Below are 18168 nucleotides of genomic sequence, written 5' to 3' on the forward strand. Positions count from 1 at the left end.
TTTGCTTACTTTTTCTTATCTTCGAAAATTTTATTTCCCTGTTCTTCCATAACCTTTACTGCATCTTGAGGTGTCTTCGTGCCATACCATACCTGCTCAATTTCTTTGCCAACAATGGTTTGCAGCTCCAGGATTCCATTTTTTGCTAGATAAGGAGTAGCTGTTCCAATCAATTCCGCATATTTCTTCAATAATGGGGACAGCCCTTCCTGAGAAGAAATACGTCCGGGTACACCTGCATTTGTTTTGGTAATAATCTCATTCAGGCTCTCGGTACTTGTCAGGAATTTAAGAAATTCATAGGCTTCCTTAGAAAACTTGGTCTGCTTGCTAATGACGAAGGCTCCGCCCAGGCCAGTAGTAAACTGTCCTTTAGGACCGGCTGGTACTCTAACCATATCCCATTCGAAAGGAACATCCTTGAAGGAAGGGATCACCCAACCTCCGTCTGCCATCATGCCTGCAAGCCCATTGAGCCAAATCGGACGGTTCGACTTCCCTTGCTCAGGCTTTGGTGTAATGCCCATATCCATATTGTCTTTAAAGAACTGCAGGGTATCGATTCCCCCTTGATTGTTGACCCCTACCTTGCCCTCAGGCGTAACCATCGTAGCGCCAAAAGCGCGGAAGTAAGAATCGCCTGTGAAATCTGCTGCCATGGTGGACAGTAGGCCGTATACTTTTCCTTTGTCCGATTTCAGCTCGGTCAGCTTCTTAGCTGCTGCTCTCACATCTTCAAGTGTCCAGTCATTGGTCGGATAATCCAGCTTGGCTTGATCAAAAAGGTTTTTATTATAGAACAATACCTGTGCTGAAACATCATACGGAAAACCATAAATTTTTCCCTCATAGGTCAAGTAATCAATCATCATCTTGTGGAAGTCTTCCAAATTCAATGAAGCGTCATCCTTGATGTAATCATTGAGCGGAAGCAGCATATCATTCTCCTGCCACTGCGCTCCTAAGCCCGGCGTAAATACCCAAACATCCGGCATCGTGTTGGAAGCAGTCATAACTTGAAGTTTTTTCCAGTATTCTACATAGGCCGTATTCTCCAGCTTCACCTCTATATCGGGATGGGCAGCATTCCACTGGTCAACCACTCTTTTATAAGGCTCCAAGGTTGCAGGCTCCATGGCCGTTGCGAGGCGAATGGAAACCTTTTCCTTTTTATCAGGAGTCTTACTGGCTTCTGGTGTATTTGTCTGCGCTGGACTGGTGCTTCCTGCTGCTTCCTTATTTCCGGATGAACAGCCTGCGAGCGTGATGGCTGCTATAAGCAGCATAATAAGAAATGTGACCCCGCTTCTCCTCTTCAAACTAACTCCTCCTTATATACGTGTGTGTAAAGCGCTTGCATAGCTAATAGTACCTCTTTTTCAGCTAAATAAATTGGCATTTGTTCATGAAAAATATAAAAATATTCAGGTTGTATGAATGAAATTAAAGATCGCCTTCGCTGCCTCTGCACGGGTCGTATCGGAGCGGGGGTCAAAAATCTCAGCACCTCTGCCCTGCATCAGACCAACCGAAATCGCCTTATTCACATGCTCCCTCATCCATTCTGATACTAGAGCTCCATCTTTATACTGAGATAATTCATTCCCGGCCTGAATGCTGGATCCTGACCTGTACTCATACGCTCTCACAAGTAGCGCTGCCATTTGCTCCCTGGTAATTTCAGCGTTTGGTGCAAACTTCGTTTCCGACAAGCCTTGGATAAGCCCTGCAGCATATGCGGCTGCCACGTCTTCAGCATACCAGTCGCCAGCACGAACATCTGTAAATGGAGTCGATGGTGTATCTTTTTGTAATCCCAGAGCTTTAACCAGCAAAGAAACAAATGCCGCCCGGGTTGTCTTCTTATCAGGCTGGAACTCCTCGTCATTCACACCTTGGACGATTTGCTGCGCTGTCAATACCTTTAAGGTACGGTGTACCCAATGTGTCTCAGGAACGTCTGCAAAGGTTTTGTCGTATTCCAGCACCGCATAGATCCCCGGTTTCCCCACGCTAGCTTGGACCTTGCCATGCTCCTTATCAATAGATCCCCCTACATACTCCCATACTACAGTAAGCTTATTATAATAATAGATGGCTACAAGATCAGCGTCTACCTTCTTCACATCATAGGGAAGTGTGAGCTCGATTGAATGATTAAATGTATTCAACTCTTTTACCTGACTGGCAGTCCGAACCGACAGACCTAGAACGTAGGCCTGACCGCCCATCGTAAGCCTGGACTTGCTCCCATCATGCGATACTTCATCCGTCTTTCCCAGTCGTACAAAAATCCGCTGACCGCTTGCTTGGGTGGTAGTAAGAGCTCCTGCTTCCTTCAGCGTACTCACTGGTATTTGGACTTTCATACCACCGGAAATCACTTCGAATACATGCTGACCGATAAAATCAGCGGCATTCAGAGGTAATGATAGCTCATCCTGCCCTTCCTCCAAGGATATCGTAACTATGCCGTTTTGTGCTTTTTGCAAGTCCTTGTCGCTCACTACCTTTATTCGGCTATCCTTGCTGTCATCCTTTTCCTGACCATTCACACCCGAGTTGGCTGGTGGATTGGGATTCGGATTGGGATTGGGATTCCCTGGCTGAGCAGATTCAGATTGCGTCGTTACCTTGACAGAAGGCCCGTCCACACTCCAAAGACCTGATTCATTTCCCGCCTCTACCTTGAATGAATATTCCGTAGCCGGTGACAAACCTGTAACTGCAAAATCATACACATTTCCTGATACAGCCGCTATTTCGCTGCCATTTTTATAAACTTTGTAGCCTGTAATCTCGTTGGAATCAGCAGCTCCGCTCCAGTGCAATGCAATGCTGGTCGTAGTCGTAGAAGAAGAAGTCAATAGACCGCCCCCGATCCACGCTGGCGCACTTATAAGCGGAGTCGAATCCGTGATCGTTATTTCAAGTGATTGATCAGCTCCGGCATTAAACACAAAATCCAAGCTATTGTCTCCAAGCTGAAGTGAAGTCAAGTATTCTTTTTTAATGGTGACAGAGTTTCCATCTTCGGCTACCAAGTATTCGGATCCCCTCTTCAGTCTTTTCCCGGTATTCCAGACACCCGTCAATGTATTTCCTTTCAGTTCCATAGACACTTGAACATCTCCGGAAGCGTATTTATCAAATGGCCATTCAGCCGGATTTATTAGGGATTGATCAGCTTCATTTCCGTCTGAGATAACATACAGCCTGCCTTCTCCCGGTAAAAACGTTGCAGAAATCTCCCCGGTTGCCTCATTATAGTTCGTGCTGATTTCCTTTCCGGACGTTTTGGACAGCTCGTTTACGTTAACAGGTTTAGGGTTCAATTGGAACGAAAAAGTTTGGCTATCTGTAATGGATTTGTTCACAACCATGATATAGTCCTTGCCACTGCTATGCTTGAAGTGAGACACAATGACATCATCACTTGCATTCGCTGGCTGCCAAAAAAAGTTTTTCGGCACCTTGCGCGTGCCCTGCACAGGGGTAGCTCCTGAATGATAAACCCCTTCCGACTCCAACTGCATAAATACAGGCCCCCAGCTGGTAACCTGAGCGTTCAGATTTTTTACAGGTTCATATAAGTCCGATTTCTCGCCCGCTCTGTCAATAATCGAGCTTGTAAACGGTCCATGCCCTTCGAGTGGAGTAGACCAGGTAAACCAGCTTAACGCTTGAATTCCATAAGCCAGATTCGTAAACACGTTCCATCTCATTTGATTTTCATTAGGACGATCCATCCAGCCTTCAATCCCGACGGACTGCAAGAAACTATGCGTTTTCACGTCTTTTTGCATGCCCATATCACGTATCAAATCCAAATTAAGATAATAATCTTCCTTGATTTTCCCGCTCATGAACGGATAAATATCGAAAGATAAATATTTCAAACTTGTCGGACCAACAGCGTCCACCCATTCCTCAAGAAAATCCTGATATAAGGAAGTGAATGCAGCTCTGAAATAAAAATCGCCTTCCAGCTTAATACCATTCCAGTGGGCGTTCCCATCTGTATAGCTCTCCCCGGCCGTCCGCCATACTCTTCCGACTTGCCCATCACCGCCACTTGTATGCGTGAGTTCAAAGTAATAAGAGGTATCTGGCTTCAATATGGCGTTCACATAAAAGCGCGGATAATCTCCATTATTTGTCCCTTTCAAGGAAGCGGAACCGAGCATTTCATTTTTATTAACGCTATCGTAAATAGTGACGGTCAAGGCTTCGTCAGCTGTCCATCCCGCGGTTTCCATGTTAAGCTCAATAAACTGCAGTATTCTGTTTAAATGTTGTGGCGTTTTAAAGGTTTGCCCTAATTTCTGCACCCCTAATCGCTCATCGCTAACATACTCTCCAGTATCCTTTGCTATTTGTTCCACCGTTTTGTCTACCGGATCTGCATTTCCGTATACTTTGAACACTACATCCTGATCCGGATTCATAACACCATTCTCAAAAATCGCCCCATTTGCATATACATCAGATCCCGAGCCCATGACAACGATTGAATTATCGCCGCCTCCATTATGGCTCAGCTCCAAATAATAAGCCGTATTCGGTTGAGCAGGAGCATTTACGTTAAATACAGGAGCACTGTATCCATTCGATTCAGTCAATGATGCACTCCCAAGCAGGCTAGTTTTTGCAGGAGAGTCCCACAGCTGCAGGGTAAGTGATTCGCCTGCCCCCCATGTTTCGATATCCAGTACCGTAGCAATGCTTTCTATGCTTTCGCCTGTTGCCGGGGTCTGGAACGTTTGCCCTATAGGATTGCTGCTTGTCACCGTGAATTCGGCGCCTTGCATCGTTTGCGAAGTCAGAAGCGGCCGTTTTGCAACACTTTTTTTATAGACATTAAAGAAGAAATCGAAGGTTTGGGCAACCCCGTTCACATAAGCGGTCGTTACAAACGGCAGCTTAGCTTGCGGCGAATAATAGCCTTCACTAGGGGCAGATTGAATCGTGACTGAATTATCGCCACCTCCAGCATGCGTCAGTTCCCAGTAATACATTTGATTTGGACTTACCTGTGCATCGATAGAAAAATTTACTTTTGAAACGTTGGTGGTAGAATTCCTCGTGTCTGAAGCGATCAAAGTTTGCTTGGCCGGAGAGTCCCATAAAGATAATGTTAAAAATTCATTGGTCCCCCATGTATTATAATCGAGCGACAATTCAATAGACTCTATATAATTCAAATCATGTGAGGTTAGAAATGCCTGGCCAAAGCTGCTTGTACTCGTTAATGGATGTGACTCCATACTAAATTGTTGAAATACGGGCGCTGATGCAATCTCAGTACGGCCCCCATATACTTTGAAATATACATCATACAATTGAGTCGTCCCGTTCTCAAAGGCGCTTCCTCCGGTATAAACCTCTTCCGTGGACACAGCAACTGGAACCGTATTCCCACCATGAGTGAGTTCGAAATAATAAGCCGTATTTGGCGTTACCGACGTCATCAATTCGAATCTGGGAAAATGCATATTGTTGCTATTTGATAATGTTGATGAGGCCAATTGCTTCGTTTTGTCCGGTGAATCCCACAGCGTGAGCGTCAGGTTATTGTTCTGCCATTTTGTCACATCTACATTGAGTTCAATTCCATAGATGAAATGACTATCCGGCAGTGTAGTGAAGGATTGCCCCAGAGAAAGACTTGAATTCGTATTTCTCCAGCCTCCAACGGTCGTTTGCGACACTTCTTCTTTGGGCGCAACATTCATCATTGTAAAAGGATCAGCAAATAGTGGTAGCATATTCGCATAAGGAACGGAATCGGGAAGCGTATGCAAGGATCGATTGTAGATTCTTGCGTAGCTATCGAACCTGATAGCGGGCGGCTCATCCCTTACATAAATACCGCCAAGCGCTGAATAATCCTTGTAGCGGTCTATAATACTGTCAATTTCCCGGTCTGAGTAGCTATTAATAAAATTAACTCCTGCCCCGGTTGCAATCGCCTTAACTCCTGCCTTTGCGGCATACTCCAGCATCGTCTTGTTGTCCTCATCCGAATTGAGACCGGAGTCCACGATGTTGATGACATGTGTGACTTCCGCATCCTTTAAATAATTGTACTGCGCTTCGCTCACATGCGGTGTGGGCGGCGCCAGAAATGCGCCGATCATAAACTCATCGGTCACTGCCGCGTTGACCACCGTTTGAAAGGTGAAACTCACCGCCAATGTCACCACAAATGCCCGCAAAACCATTTTTTTGAACTTTCTTTTCAATCCCTTCAATTCCTTCGATTCCTTCAATTTTTTCAATTCCTTTGACCTCCCTGTTCATAATTTCATAAATAGTCGCCTTGTTAAGCGCTTTCATGTTTTATATTACAGTTCTTTCAAAGTTATATATTGTAATTTGTTTAGGTAAAACATAACAATATTTAGAATATATACGATATATAATACATACTATGAAATTTCCTGGCGGCTAAGGCTCTGGGATCTAGGGATGAAGCGAACTGAAAGGACCTGCTACTTTAGCGATGTTTTTCATCGTTAAAAGTAGCAGGTCCTCTCCACAACCTTACTTTAACAATGAAAAACATCGTTAAAGTCTCTTTTATCCACCCAAAGGGTCCATCCGAGCACATTAAGCGATGAAAAACATCGTTAAGTGAAGCACCTGCTCAATTCTGAGGAAGCGGGCTGCTATAAGGTTATGCTTCGGGGCATGCTATCCCTGCGCTTAAACTTTCTGAACATGAAAAAAACAGACCTCTCAGTCTGTTTCTTCACCGTTTATGTTTGTTCAACCACACGTTCTCGCCATATTCGGCCACGCCTTCATCTTTCGCATTCCATTTTACGAAATCCGAGTAGGATCGGTATATGTGTCTGCGCATAACGTCTTCTGCACGGTCAGGATCGCGCTGCTTAAGCACCTCAACAAGCTCCCAATGCTCTTCCATCTCCTTCATCTTCGAGGAACGGGAACCCATTATCCGATTGATGAGTGCGATTTGGAAAGAAATTGACTTGTACATGCTGATTAACCGTGAATGATTAGACAGCTTCATAATCGTCTCATGAATATAGAAGGAATCATTCAGCAAGTACGACACCGGCACGGTATCATCCGCAACCTTGTCCTTCATACCGTTGTAAACCCTCTCCAGATCCGTCAAGTCTTCCTCTGAAGCATTCTGCGTAGCCAGGCGGATAGCCAGGCCTTCCAGCATCGACCGAATGGAGTATACTTCAAAGGCATCCGTAATATCGAGCGAGCAGACCATCGGTCCCTTGTTCGGAATGATGGTGATAATGCCTTCTCCCTGCAGCTGCCGCAGCGCTTCCCGTACTGGCGTCTGGCTGATGCCTAATTCTTTGGCCAGCTTCGTCTCCACAACCCGGTCACCCGGGTTCAATTCACCGCTCAAAATTTGCTGTTTTAAATATACAATCAGATCTTCACTGATGTTTTGTTTTTGAAACAAAGCCGGTCTTCCCGTTTCTTCCTTCATGGATTTCATCCTCTATTTGTTAAGTGGGGGCAATAACTTCTATTTTACCACAACATCCGATAAATAGTTATTCATTATATAGAATATTTTATATTTCTCTTACCCCACTTGTCAAACAGCTGGAAAAAGAACTACACAAGGTAAGAAAAATGTACGTTTGCATGTGCAAATGAGTGGCTTAAAATCCATCTTTTCACACCTGCGAGCTCATGGATTTGGGCTTGGGCTTGGGCTTGGATTTGGGCTTAGCCTTAGCCTGGGTTTACACTCACACTTCCGCCACGTGTCCCATGAGGCCCAGCTCACCTTCCAGGAAAGTCAAATCTTCTTGCAGCAGCTCGATTTTCTTTTTCAGCATCATAGGACTGGACGGGAACAAGCCTTCGAAGCGCAGCGCCAAATCAAGCCATGGTGCCTCAGCATAAAGCGGCTCAGCCCGCTTGGCATTGTCCAGCTCAGCCCGCGCGATTGCCAGCATTTGCTTCTTCAATTCCTTTTGACCAGCAGCTTCCCCAGCCTTGATCCGCTCCTTCAAATGCAGGAAATGGTAAGTGTTGCGGGTTGTCACTAAGGTCCGGTAAACAAACTCGCTAAGCACCTGCTCCTCACGGAACAGCTCACCAGGCACGCCCTCCTGCACACCAGCAGCCGCGATTGCTTCATACTGCTTCACAGCTTCCCCTGCATAATAAGCCGCCTTGTCAAACTCGCGCAAAGCAACCTCCCAGTAGTCAGTACCCGCTTCGAGACGCATCATCCCCTTAAGATCAAAAAGCTGGCTATGCACCACACTGTGACGGGCCATCCTGATCGATTCGGAAAACGTTTCCTCCATTTCCTGTAGAAAATACAGCTCAGCAATAAATTCAGGAAGCTCATCAGCCCTTTGGCGCAGCAGGAGAGGATGGGCGGGACCAATAAATTCCGGACCGGAAAAATAAGGAGGAATGAACGGGTAGCGCCCAGCGCTTTCGCTCATATTCGCCCATGCCGCAATCATGCCTTCCGCATGCTTGCCGAAATCCCGTTCCGCCAGCATGCGCACAATGTTTGCAGCGTCCAGCTCCGGCATCCAGTTCATCCACCAGCCGATTTCTTCCGCACGCGATCCCCACATGCCAAAAAACATCCATGCCTGCAGAACACCACTCGGCTGTGTGTCACGAACATGGCTCCACTTTTCAGCGATTCGCTGCATGCTCGGAAAATAAGGAATGTGGAACGCTTCCAAGCCTATCGCCGTTTCGGATTTTACGAAAAGTCTGGAGTTCTTGTCCTGCAAAATATTTATTTGCGCCAGCAAGTTATCAGCCGGACCTGTATAATCAACGCTGTAATCCCAAATCAGCTTGTGGTATCCGTCCTTTTTCGCCCACTGGTCTTTATCGATCGTATTCAGCCAATCCACCTCATCCGGCAGCGTCTGGACAAGCTCTAGCTGAGCTTCGTCAGACGACCATCTGAAGGCGCTGTATGGCCACGCCATAACTGCTGCTTGCGGCTGTGCCCTGTGCACGGCTTCTGCCGTCACCTTCAGCAGATGGTTCACCACATCCTCCGGTTTCCTTCCTGCACATACCGGACAATCGGTTTTTGCCCCCGGTGCTGTACCTTCCAGATCGGGCCGCATAAAACAGTGGTAATAAGATTCTCCCCCAACAATTAAAATAAGGCCGCCAAGCTCTGGAACTTCCTGAAACAAGTTTTCCATTACCTCTTCATGCAAAGCCAGACTATCCTCTGAAGAAGAGCAAAAGCAATGAATGCTTTGAGCTTTATCCATATTGCCTGCTATTTTGGAGCCGCGAAGCTGTGGACTGCGCTGAAAAACAGGATGCTTGGAATCCAGCTTCGGACTGACCGCAACATAGTAGAGCTTGACCCCATATTTCCCTGCCCTCTGGGCCGCATCCCTAAGTGTTGCTATATTTTGATCATAATCAGCATGATTCAATTCAGGAAAGCTTTCATTTCGTGTGTAGCATAACCAATCCCCGTAAAGCGTCATCGCATTGATGCCTTGATGAATAAGCTGACGAAAAGCATCGTCGCTCAAATATTCAGGACTTAAATCAGGTACCAGGAAATTGGCACCGAACGGAGCTTGACTGATCTGCGTATTCCAACGAGGCTGTTTGCACACGATCCCCGCGGATACAATTGGCGCTTTCTTCTGCATCATCATTTTTTCCAGGTACACGAGACTTGACCAGATTCCCCCGATACTAGTCGCAGTAATTAGAATTCTGCCCGCTTCCGCCGATATTTCAAAGGCTAGTGTCTCTTCCTCACCATCGGATGCCAGAAGAAACTCAACCGTTTGTTCAGAATCGTCTGACAAATCCACCTCCATAATCCGCAAGAACTCAGAGAAATCCTCAATAGCCTCCTTCATGCCAGACACCTGCAGATCGCCCTTCACATTCCACACTTCTGACAGCTCAATTTCCCCGCTTGCTGCGTGGATGCCCTTATCCCGGTAAACCCATCGATGCGCATTCCGGCGCTGCCGATGCATCGGCGAATGGTTGGCCGCAAGCAACCTGTCTCTGATCAAAAAAGAATTGTGCATCATAAATCCTAATCACTCCTCTAATGAAATCGATTTCAAATTCAAAATTGGTTTTTGTACTTATTTCAGAAATTACCATTTCAAACCTTATCCTTGCTCCAATGCTCCAACTCACCATTACATATCATATATAATATATATGATATCCAGGAAAATTAGAACATGCATTTTAATTTTGTATAACAGCGTTCTAGAAAATGAATGTGTAGGTTCGTACATTATCGTTTATGACCAAAGCCGAGTGAAATGATTTAGCGTATAACTGCTTGTCCAAGCGTCATCTGAGTTCCAAATGGAACTAAGAAAATGAACGCTTCCGTTTTTTACAGCAGGCAGAGTGCTCCAACCAGGCAGGCTTTGCAAGTCCTTTTTGACAGCGGGCATATTGTTGGATGGCCGGGCTAAAATAAACAATCTATCCCCTACAGCATATTGTTCTAGAAGATTCGGATCAACGTGGATATAATAGTTTCCGTGATTTGGCCGAATGTGCTGTATGTGCTTATCCCTTTTAAAGCCCATCGGATGATAAAGAATTCGTAGTAATCCTCTATTCCGATGCATTAAATATAGCTTTCTATTAGAGTCATAGAAGAGGACAACTGCTGTTTCCTGTGCAGACTTTCTAGTCTGAAGATCTCTCCATACCTTCTCACATCTGCTATCATATTCCTCCAGCCATTTCTTGGTAATGTCATGTACACCAAGAATTTCACCGAGCTTTCTTAGCCGGCTAGGCATCTCAGCATACTCATTCAAGCCAACGGTCGGTGCAATTGCACTGGCCTGCGGGCATTGCTCATAGCCGTAACGGCTAAGCAGTACGAGATCTGGGTTAAGTTCACGTACTTTCTCCAGATTGACTGGAAAACCAATATCCTGTGTCCGCTCCAACGTTCGCTCCAACTGATGGATGACAGGTTCACTGCTGCAGAACCGCAAACTTGCTCCGACAGGAGCAATCCCCAATGCAAGCAGGTCTCCTAGCGTACTTGCATCGTCGTACACGATACGTTTGGCTGACGAAGGGATGAGCCGTGTTATTCCACGCCAGTCCGTAACCTGATGCTGATGATTTTGTATACGTGTAAATTGCCCGGGAGATATGCCCATTAATTGCTTGAATCGACGGTTAAAATATTGCTCGTCATCATAGCCGACTTTGTTGGCAACCTCCCATATCCTTTCATTCGTACTGCTTAAAAGTCTCTTGGCTTCTTCCATTCGCAGATGGGTAATATAGCTGCTTGGATTGCAGCCAGTCAATTGTTTAAAGCTGCGCAGATATTGCCAGCGTGGGAGATGTGCCCTATCAGCCAACTGCTGTACACTGACATTCATGGAATAACTATTGTGCAGAAATTGCAGAGTTTCTTCTACAGATTGCTTTGGATCCAAGCATACTTGCTGCTCCTCATGTGTTCGTTGTTCAACTAAAAGGGTAATCAGACATAAAAAATGTTGCTGCCTCTGCAGCTGAAACACTATATCCTGTTCATTTGGCTTATCAGCAATGCTTTCTGTCCATTTAAGAAGATTTGATAGTGGTAAGTGAGTTTTTCCAGCAATTGACCTTACAAGCGGATCAGATGCCCCCCGATTTCCCTTCTGTTCTATCGCATTAAAGGTAAACAAATAAAGCCTGCTGGATATATGCACCTTCAGGCTGCACTGGTGATTCGGCAGAAGAAGTGTACAAGTACCAGGCTCAGCTGTGCTGTTAAACTGCTGGATTTGCATACTCAGCCTTCCTTGTATTACGATAAGCAATCTATAATCGTCTGAACTACCCAACTCAAGCGAATCTTCACCGCCATATGTCAAGGTAAGCACATCGGTTAACACAAGCGAGAACATGTTACCACCTGCCGCATAATTGATGTTTTTTAACTATAGTAAAGGATTCTAGAACTTTTAATAGCCACCTTCATGAAAATGAAAGTGGCCTCAAATAATGTAGAAAAATTAATATCTATTCAAACATATCAGTTTCTAATATTTTTGGGAAATCCTCAATCAGCTTGCGAGTAGCAACCACGTCGCTATCATTGTATTCAAGAGGAATATAATGGACTTTTCCATTTTTGACAGGCTCCAGGTTTTTAAACACCAAACTTTCCCTTAACTGCTTAAAGCCTTCCTTGGCTTCAACGTTGTTGTCATAAAGAATGAACAGACGGTCTGCAATCAAAGCGCCTGGCATCGCTTCCTCGCTTATTTCAATATATGGAGAGCCGTTTATCGGATTTAGTGAAGCCACCTTCTCAGACATTTTGTAGCCAAGAGGATGATTAATAAGATCGAACAAGCCAAAATTTTTCATAAGATACATTTGTTTGTTCCAATAGTACACGACGACAGCTGCGGTCTCATTCTCTCCAATTTTCCCCTGCTCTCGCAAGGATTGAAACATCTTCTCCGTTTTTCCCTCTAATTCATTAATGATGGCTTGAGCCTCTTTTTCCTTGCCGACCACTTCACCAATTGTCGTAAGGCGATCCTTGAGGGGCAAGGATTCATCAAAGGTAGCGACAGGCCCGATTTTGCTCAACATGTTATATTCATCAGTTTGCGTCTCATAACCCAGAATTATCAACTCAGGGGATAAGCTCAGAACCGTTTCAAGGTTGGTAGGCATTCCGATATCTGGGGCCTGCTTGCTTAAACGATCCTGGATTGGTTTTAAAATAGATGAGTTTTGCAAATAGCGATGAGGATAACCTAACGGTTCATAGCCCAATTCTAGCAAATCAATGACAGCCCCTGAACCTGCAGCAACAACAATTTTTTGTGGATTAGCAGGGAGTGTGACTTCACGCCCTTCAAAATCAGTGTACTTTTTCGTCACTGCTGCAGTTTCCTTGGCAGCGTTTGAACCTGTAGCAGTAGGCGCTATAGTATTGCTCTGTGTCTGAGATCCACAGGCACAAAGCAGGGTGATGCATAGTAATAACATAATGGACGATACATAGTTCCTCATATAATTCCTAATCCCCTGTTCACAAATTATTATAATTGATAACAATACTCATTATCAATTGATAGTTTCAGATTAGCACATAGTCAAATCAGTAACAATGGATTTTTGATAGGATTTTTGTACAGGTTGTACCGTTATCACACATGGGTTTGGGTATATCCTTGCAAGCATTCCCGCCGCGCTGCTCCGAACCCCTGGATTGGCAGTCGCTTTGATGTTAAGCACAGTTTTTCCCTATCGTCACTATCCCTTCTTTACTCAGGAAAGCAACCTCTGCTGACTTAACGATGTTTTTCATCGCTAAAAAGTACCAGGTCGACTCCACAACCTTATTTAACGATGAAAAACATCGTTAAATGGCAGAACCTCTTGGTTGTAACCGCTGGCGGGGCCGATCTTCAGTCCCAGCGGCTTGGCCCGCGGGGAAATCTCCTTCCATCCAGAGAAAAACCCTTGCTGGCTGTCCGTTTGAGCTAGGTGTTCGTGTGATTCGTGCGATTGTAGCTAAAGAGAGGGAATGGCTGTGGGCGAAGGAGCGGTAGCGTCCGCCTTTAAAGATTTGTTCCTACCTCCTCATGTATACCATTCAAGGGAACAAATCTTTAACAGCGGCTGGAGCCCACAGCCATTCCCTCCGCAACGCAATCAAGTCACGAACACGCACCTCAAAAGGCGCCGCAAGGTGTTTTTGTTAAACTGTTTTATAAGCGATGTGAATCAATCAACGTGGCTGCCGTATGAACTAAATCAGTCGACGGACTATCCGCTCCAAAAAAACGGGAAGATATACAAAACCCTTCCAGGAACACAAACAGCTGGCGGGCAAGGAGTCCGGGTGACTTCAATCCAGCCTGTTCACATATAGATTCCAAGCGCTTAATGATCGATTGCTTGTGGTCAACAGCCGATTTATTCGCCATATGCTCGGGAAATGGAAACTCTACAGCCACGGCCTGATAAAGACAGAACGTCGACTGGGGGGACATGGGATGCCGCTTTGCAACGGCTTCGAATATGGCGAGGAGCTGCTGCTCCGGTTGTTTAATGCCATGAATTGTATGCTCAAACCATTCCCAGTACATCTCGCCGGACCGCTCCAAGATAGCAAAGATCAGGTGATCCTTCGAAGGGAAATGCTTGTACATCGTCATTTTGGTAATTCCCGCTTCAGCTACAATCGTATCGACACCAACAGCATGGAACCCTCTTTCAAAAAATAATCTGCTTGCAGTAACCAGCAGCTGCTCCCGCGCAGCTGATTTCTTACCCTCAGTTTTGTTCAAGTAAACATTCACCTCTTATATCTGCATCCTTATAGTGTGATCTCTTATAGTTGACATTATACAGATCGGTATGTATACTGTCAAAGTAAGTATACAGACCTGTATGTATAATAAAAGGAGGAAACACATGAAAATTGGAGTTATCGGTTCCGGGAATGCCGGGCAAACGTTGGGCAGCGCACTAGTTAAACAAGGTCATGAGGTCAAACTGGGTACGAGAAGCATTCCGAAGCTGGACGAATGGCTTCAGCAAATAAACGACGATAGAGCTAGCGCCGGTTCTTTCCAAGATGCTGCTAAGCATGGCGATATTATCATTAACGCGACTGCTGGAGCAGGGGCTTTAGAAGCGCTGCACGCAGCGGGCAGCGCCAATTTGCAAGGCAAAATTTTGATCGATGTTTCTCTTCCTCTGGATTTCTCAGAAGGTGCATTGCGTCTGTTCGTTGTGAACACCGATTCTTTGGGGGAACAAATTCAACGTGCCTTTCCGGATGTGAAAGTTGTGAAAACCCTGAATACGGTAGCCTCAGCCTTAATGGTAAACCCACGCAGCCTTGCGGATGGTCAGCACGATCTGTTCATTAGCGGAAATGATGCAGCTGCCCGAAACGAAGTCATAGGATATTTGAAGGAATGGTTCGGATGGGAGAGCATTATCGATTTGGGCGACATCACTTCAGCACGCAGCACCGAAATGCTGTTTGCTCTTTTAGTCAGAGTTCATATGTCTCTTGGCCACTCTAATTTTAACTTTAAAGTTGTGCGCTAAAAGGGATGTAAAGGTTATGGACATGAGTTCCGCTATTTTACCATTTTTCTCTTTTTCGCGAGAGTTACGGACCTACGTTCCGTTATTTTCCTTAGATTTATGATTTTGGCGCGGTTTCAGCATCAATAGCGGCTTTCATGTCCGTAAGGCAGCAAAAAAACCTTGAATTGCTAAAATAACGGATCTGAGTCCACAAAAAAATGAAGAAGGGAAGGGCTAGAGCCCTTCCCCACCAATTTCAGCATCTTAACCTATTTCCCGTCATTGATTTGCTTGATCATAGCTAGCGGTACCTTCGGCTTACGGTCATAGGTCAATAATCCATTGATCTCCTGCTCCACATCGGTTAGCTGAGTATAACAAAAACCCTGAACAACTGGGGATTGCAGCAAGGGCTGCGTAACAGCCTTGTATCGTTCCATGTAATCCTCGTCGCTTACAGCTGCCGAGTATCCCCAGCCCTCCCAGTCGCTTTTTTTGAAAGAAATCCCTCCATACTCGGACACCATAATCGGGGTACCTTCATAAGGGAAGCCTGGCACATGGATCGTGCGATTCGCCGGCTTGGCATGAACGGCTTTTTCTACTGAACTATATCTGTCTTCAAGAACGGCTCTCTTGCTCTCATAATCATGAATCGTACAAACATCCGTCTTGATATGCTCCCAGCCATCATTGGAAATGACCAGACGTGTGTCATCCAGCGATCTTGTCAAGTGATACATGGCGAGCGCGTGCTGCTGCTGAAGCTTATCCACCACAATATTCGGAACACCCCAGCTCTCGTTGAGCGGCACCCAGGCCACAATACAGGGATGATTGTAATCCCGCTCGATAACTTCCTGCCATTCCAAGGTCATGCGACGCACATAGTTTTCCGAATAAGCCGCGGCATTAGCCATTTCCCCCCACACCAATAGGCCCAAACGGTCACACCAATACAAGTAACGGGGATCCTCTACCTTTTGATGCTTGCGGGCTCCATTAAAGCCCATGGCTTTCGTCAATTCAACATCCTGCTTAATCGCTTCATCCGAAGGCGGCGTCATAATCCCATCCGGGAAATATCCTTGATCCAATACAAGCTTCATATAATAAAAACGGTTATTCAAGCAAACCTTGCCGTCCTCCACAGAAATTTTCCGCATGCCAAAATAGCTTTTCACCTGATCAATGACGCTTTCTCCCTCATAAAGGGTAAACTCCACATCATATAAATTCGGCTTTTCCGGCGACCACCAGCGACCTTGCCCATGATCATTAAAATCGTGCAGACCAATCCTTCGGACCATTTCTGCTTCATTCACCTTGCATGTATCTTCAGCAACAACGCTTCCCTGAAAAGATACAACTGTTTTTAAAAGCAGCTGCTGCTTTAAGCTTCCTCCCATAAAAGCCCTCAGCTTGATTTCATTCGAATCAATATACGGGGTCAGCTTCACCTTCTCCAGACAGGTGCCCGAGAGCGGCTCCAGCCATACAGTTTGCCAAATGCCGGTAGTCCTTGTATAGAAAATACCCGCTGACTTTTCGGCATAATATTGTTTTCCTTTCGGAAGCGTGTGATCCTGGCTAAAATCCTGGGCTTTGACGACAATCGTATTCTCACCGTCTGCGCATTGTTCCGTAATATCGACCGAAAAAGGGGTATGCCCGCCCTCATGGAACTTCACCAGCTGCCCGTTAATCCACACCCATGACAAATAATCAACCGCGCCAAAATGTAAAATTAATCGTTGTCCTTTATAGGATTCGGGTATGGCAAATTTTTTCCTGTACCAAACCACATCGTGAAACCCTGTATCCTCAATGCCGCTCAAGCTGCTCTGAAAGCAAAAAGGAACTTGAATCCTCTTACTGAAGTCATGTGCAGCAAACCATTTCCCCCTCGTTCCCGCCTGCTCATCATCAAATTCAAATTCCCATTCGCCGTTTAAATTCAACCACTCAGCTCTTTCAAATTGTGGACGCGGATAATCCATTCGATACGGCATCATTGTCATTGAAGTCACTCCCAGCTATTAAAATATGAAAAATACACTTACATTGCAATTTTAATATGTACATTATGATTTTACAATGTTAAGGAATGATTGTAAACTATAAAGAAAGGGATAATGAGAATAGGGGCTGTCCGTTATTACACTATCGAATGATAAAATGAAGCTTGTTCCACCCACCCAAATCCAAGAGATCGCAAAAGCCCTCTCAGGAGATTTAAGACTGCGCATTCTGGAAATTCTCGGCGACCAGACCTTAAGCGTCAGTCAGCTTATGTCCGCTCTAGGGGCCGCACAGCCAACGGTGTCCATCAATGTACAAATTTTGGAACAGGCTGGCCTCATCATAACCACACAAGGAGCAAACAGGGAAAAGCTCTGTTCGAGAATCCATGACACGCTGCTGCTCCAATTGCCTAATGCGCCTGGAGAATCGCTGCATGAATTAGAAGAAGTCAGCATGCCTGTTGGCATGTACACGGACTGCTCGGTTCAACCTACCTGCGGACTTGCCAGTAAAGAAGGCATCCTCGGATGTCCGGATGATCCGAGAAGCTTCTATTTACCCGAACGTTCAAGCGCTGCGCTTCTTTGGTTCAGTGAAGCCGGGTATGTGGAATATCGCTTCCCCAATCCAATGCCTTCCAGCATGGAATTATCCGCCATTTCACTCAGTGCGGAGCTTTGCTCCGAAGCGATCGGATTCAATGAAGACTGGCCTTCGGACATTACACTGTTTGTCAACGGACTAAAAATCGGAATGGTCACAACTCCGGGGGATTTCGGAAAAACCAAGGGGCTTCATACACCCAACTGGTGGGCTTACGGCAGTCAGTATGGATGGCTATGCGAATGGCGCATTGATCATGAGGGAAGCTTCCTCAACGGTGCACACAGCTCCACCACCCAATTAAACGAATTGAAATTGCAGTTTCACAAGCCCATTACAGTCCGCCTGGAGGTAGAAGCAAACGCAAAAAACCAAAGAGGGCTGAACCTCTTTGGATCTGGCTTTGGCAATTATGAGCAGGATATTAAGCTCACCTTTGTTCATGTGAAATAAGGTGAGCTGGACACC

At 45.6% G+C, this 18168-nt stretch carries 10 protein-coding genes; 2 read left to right on the forward strand and 8 right to left on the reverse strand.

The window, feature by feature from the left end; all coding sequences use genetic code 11:
- Positions 1-5: 5 nt before the first annotated feature.
- From J2Z66_RS17760 to J2Z66_RS17790, 7 genes are all read right to left on the reverse strand, one after another.
- Positions 6-1319 carry an ABC transporter substrate-binding protein gene (locus J2Z66_RS17760; RefSeq protein WP_209972796.1) on the reverse strand — a complete coding sequence of 438 codons (1314 nt, stop codon included), beginning with the start codon at positions 1317-1319 and terminating at the stop codon, positions 6-8.
- A 105-nt stretch (positions 1320-1424) separates the two neighbouring features.
- Positions 1425-6281, reverse strand: a complete 4857-nt coding sequence (locus J2Z66_RS17765; RefSeq protein ID WP_209972797.1) for an S-layer homology domain-containing protein — start codon at positions 6279-6281, stop codon at positions 1425-1427.
- A gap of 473 nt (positions 6282-6754) precedes the next feature.
- On the reverse strand, positions 6755-7483 hold the full coding sequence (locus J2Z66_RS17770; protein ID WP_209972798.1) for a GntR family transcriptional regulator: 729 nt from the start codon (positions 7481-7483) through the stop codon (positions 6755-6757).
- A 268-nt stretch (positions 7484-7751) separates the two neighbouring features.
- Positions 7752-10058 (reverse strand): hypothetical protein, encoded by a 2307-nt coding sequence (locus J2Z66_RS17775; protein WP_209972799.1) that lies wholly within the window; start codon positions 10056-10058, stop codon positions 7752-7754.
- A gap of 222 nt (positions 10059-10280) precedes the next feature.
- A complete protein-coding gene (locus J2Z66_RS17780; RefSeq protein ID WP_209972800.1) occupies positions 10281-11912 on the reverse strand; it encodes a helix-turn-helix domain-containing protein in 1632 nt (543 codons plus the stop codon).
- A gap of 115 nt (positions 11913-12027) precedes the next feature.
- Positions 12028-13035, reverse strand: coding sequence for an ABC transporter substrate-binding protein (locus J2Z66_RS17785; RefSeq protein ID WP_209972801.1), 1008 nt, complete (start codon positions 13033-13035; stop codon positions 12028-12030).
- A 701-nt stretch (positions 13036-13736) separates the two neighbouring features.
- Entirely contained in the window at positions 13737-14318 is a 582-nt protein-coding gene (locus tag J2Z66_RS17790; protein ID WP_209972802.1) for a TetR/AcrR family transcriptional regulator, read from the reverse strand.
- Between the two features lie 127 nt (positions 14319-14445).
- Between J2Z66_RS17790 and J2Z66_RS17795 the strand changes: the two genes are divergently transcribed.
- Positions 14446-15090: an NADPH-dependent F420 reductase gene (locus tag J2Z66_RS17795; RefSeq protein ID WP_209972803.1), complete on the forward strand. Its 645-nt coding sequence runs from the start codon at positions 14446-14448 to the stop codon at positions 15088-15090.
- Between the two features lie 251 nt (positions 15091-15341).
- Here J2Z66_RS17795 and J2Z66_RS17800 read toward each other — a convergent pair whose 3' ends face one another.
- Complete coding sequence (locus tag J2Z66_RS17800) at positions 15342-17093, reverse strand: glycoside hydrolase family 2 protein (RefSeq protein ID WP_376774432.1); 1752 nt, start codon at positions 17091-17093, stop codon at positions 15342-15344.
- Positions 17094-17250: 157 nt separating this feature from the next.
- Here J2Z66_RS17800 and J2Z66_RS17805 point away from each other — a divergent pair, with 157 nt between their 5' ends.
- Positions 17251-18153 (forward strand): ArsR/SmtB family transcription factor, encoded by a 903-nt coding sequence (locus J2Z66_RS17805; protein WP_209972804.1) that lies wholly within the window; start codon positions 17251-17253, stop codon positions 18151-18153.
- Positions 18154-18168 lie beyond the last annotated feature (15 nt).

Origin of the sequence: Paenibacillus eucommiae (genome assembly GCF_017874215.1) — a bacterium.
Taxonomy (GTDB): Bacteria; Bacillota; Bacilli; order Paenibacillales; family NBRC-103111; genus Paenibacillus_AI; species Paenibacillus_AI eucommiae.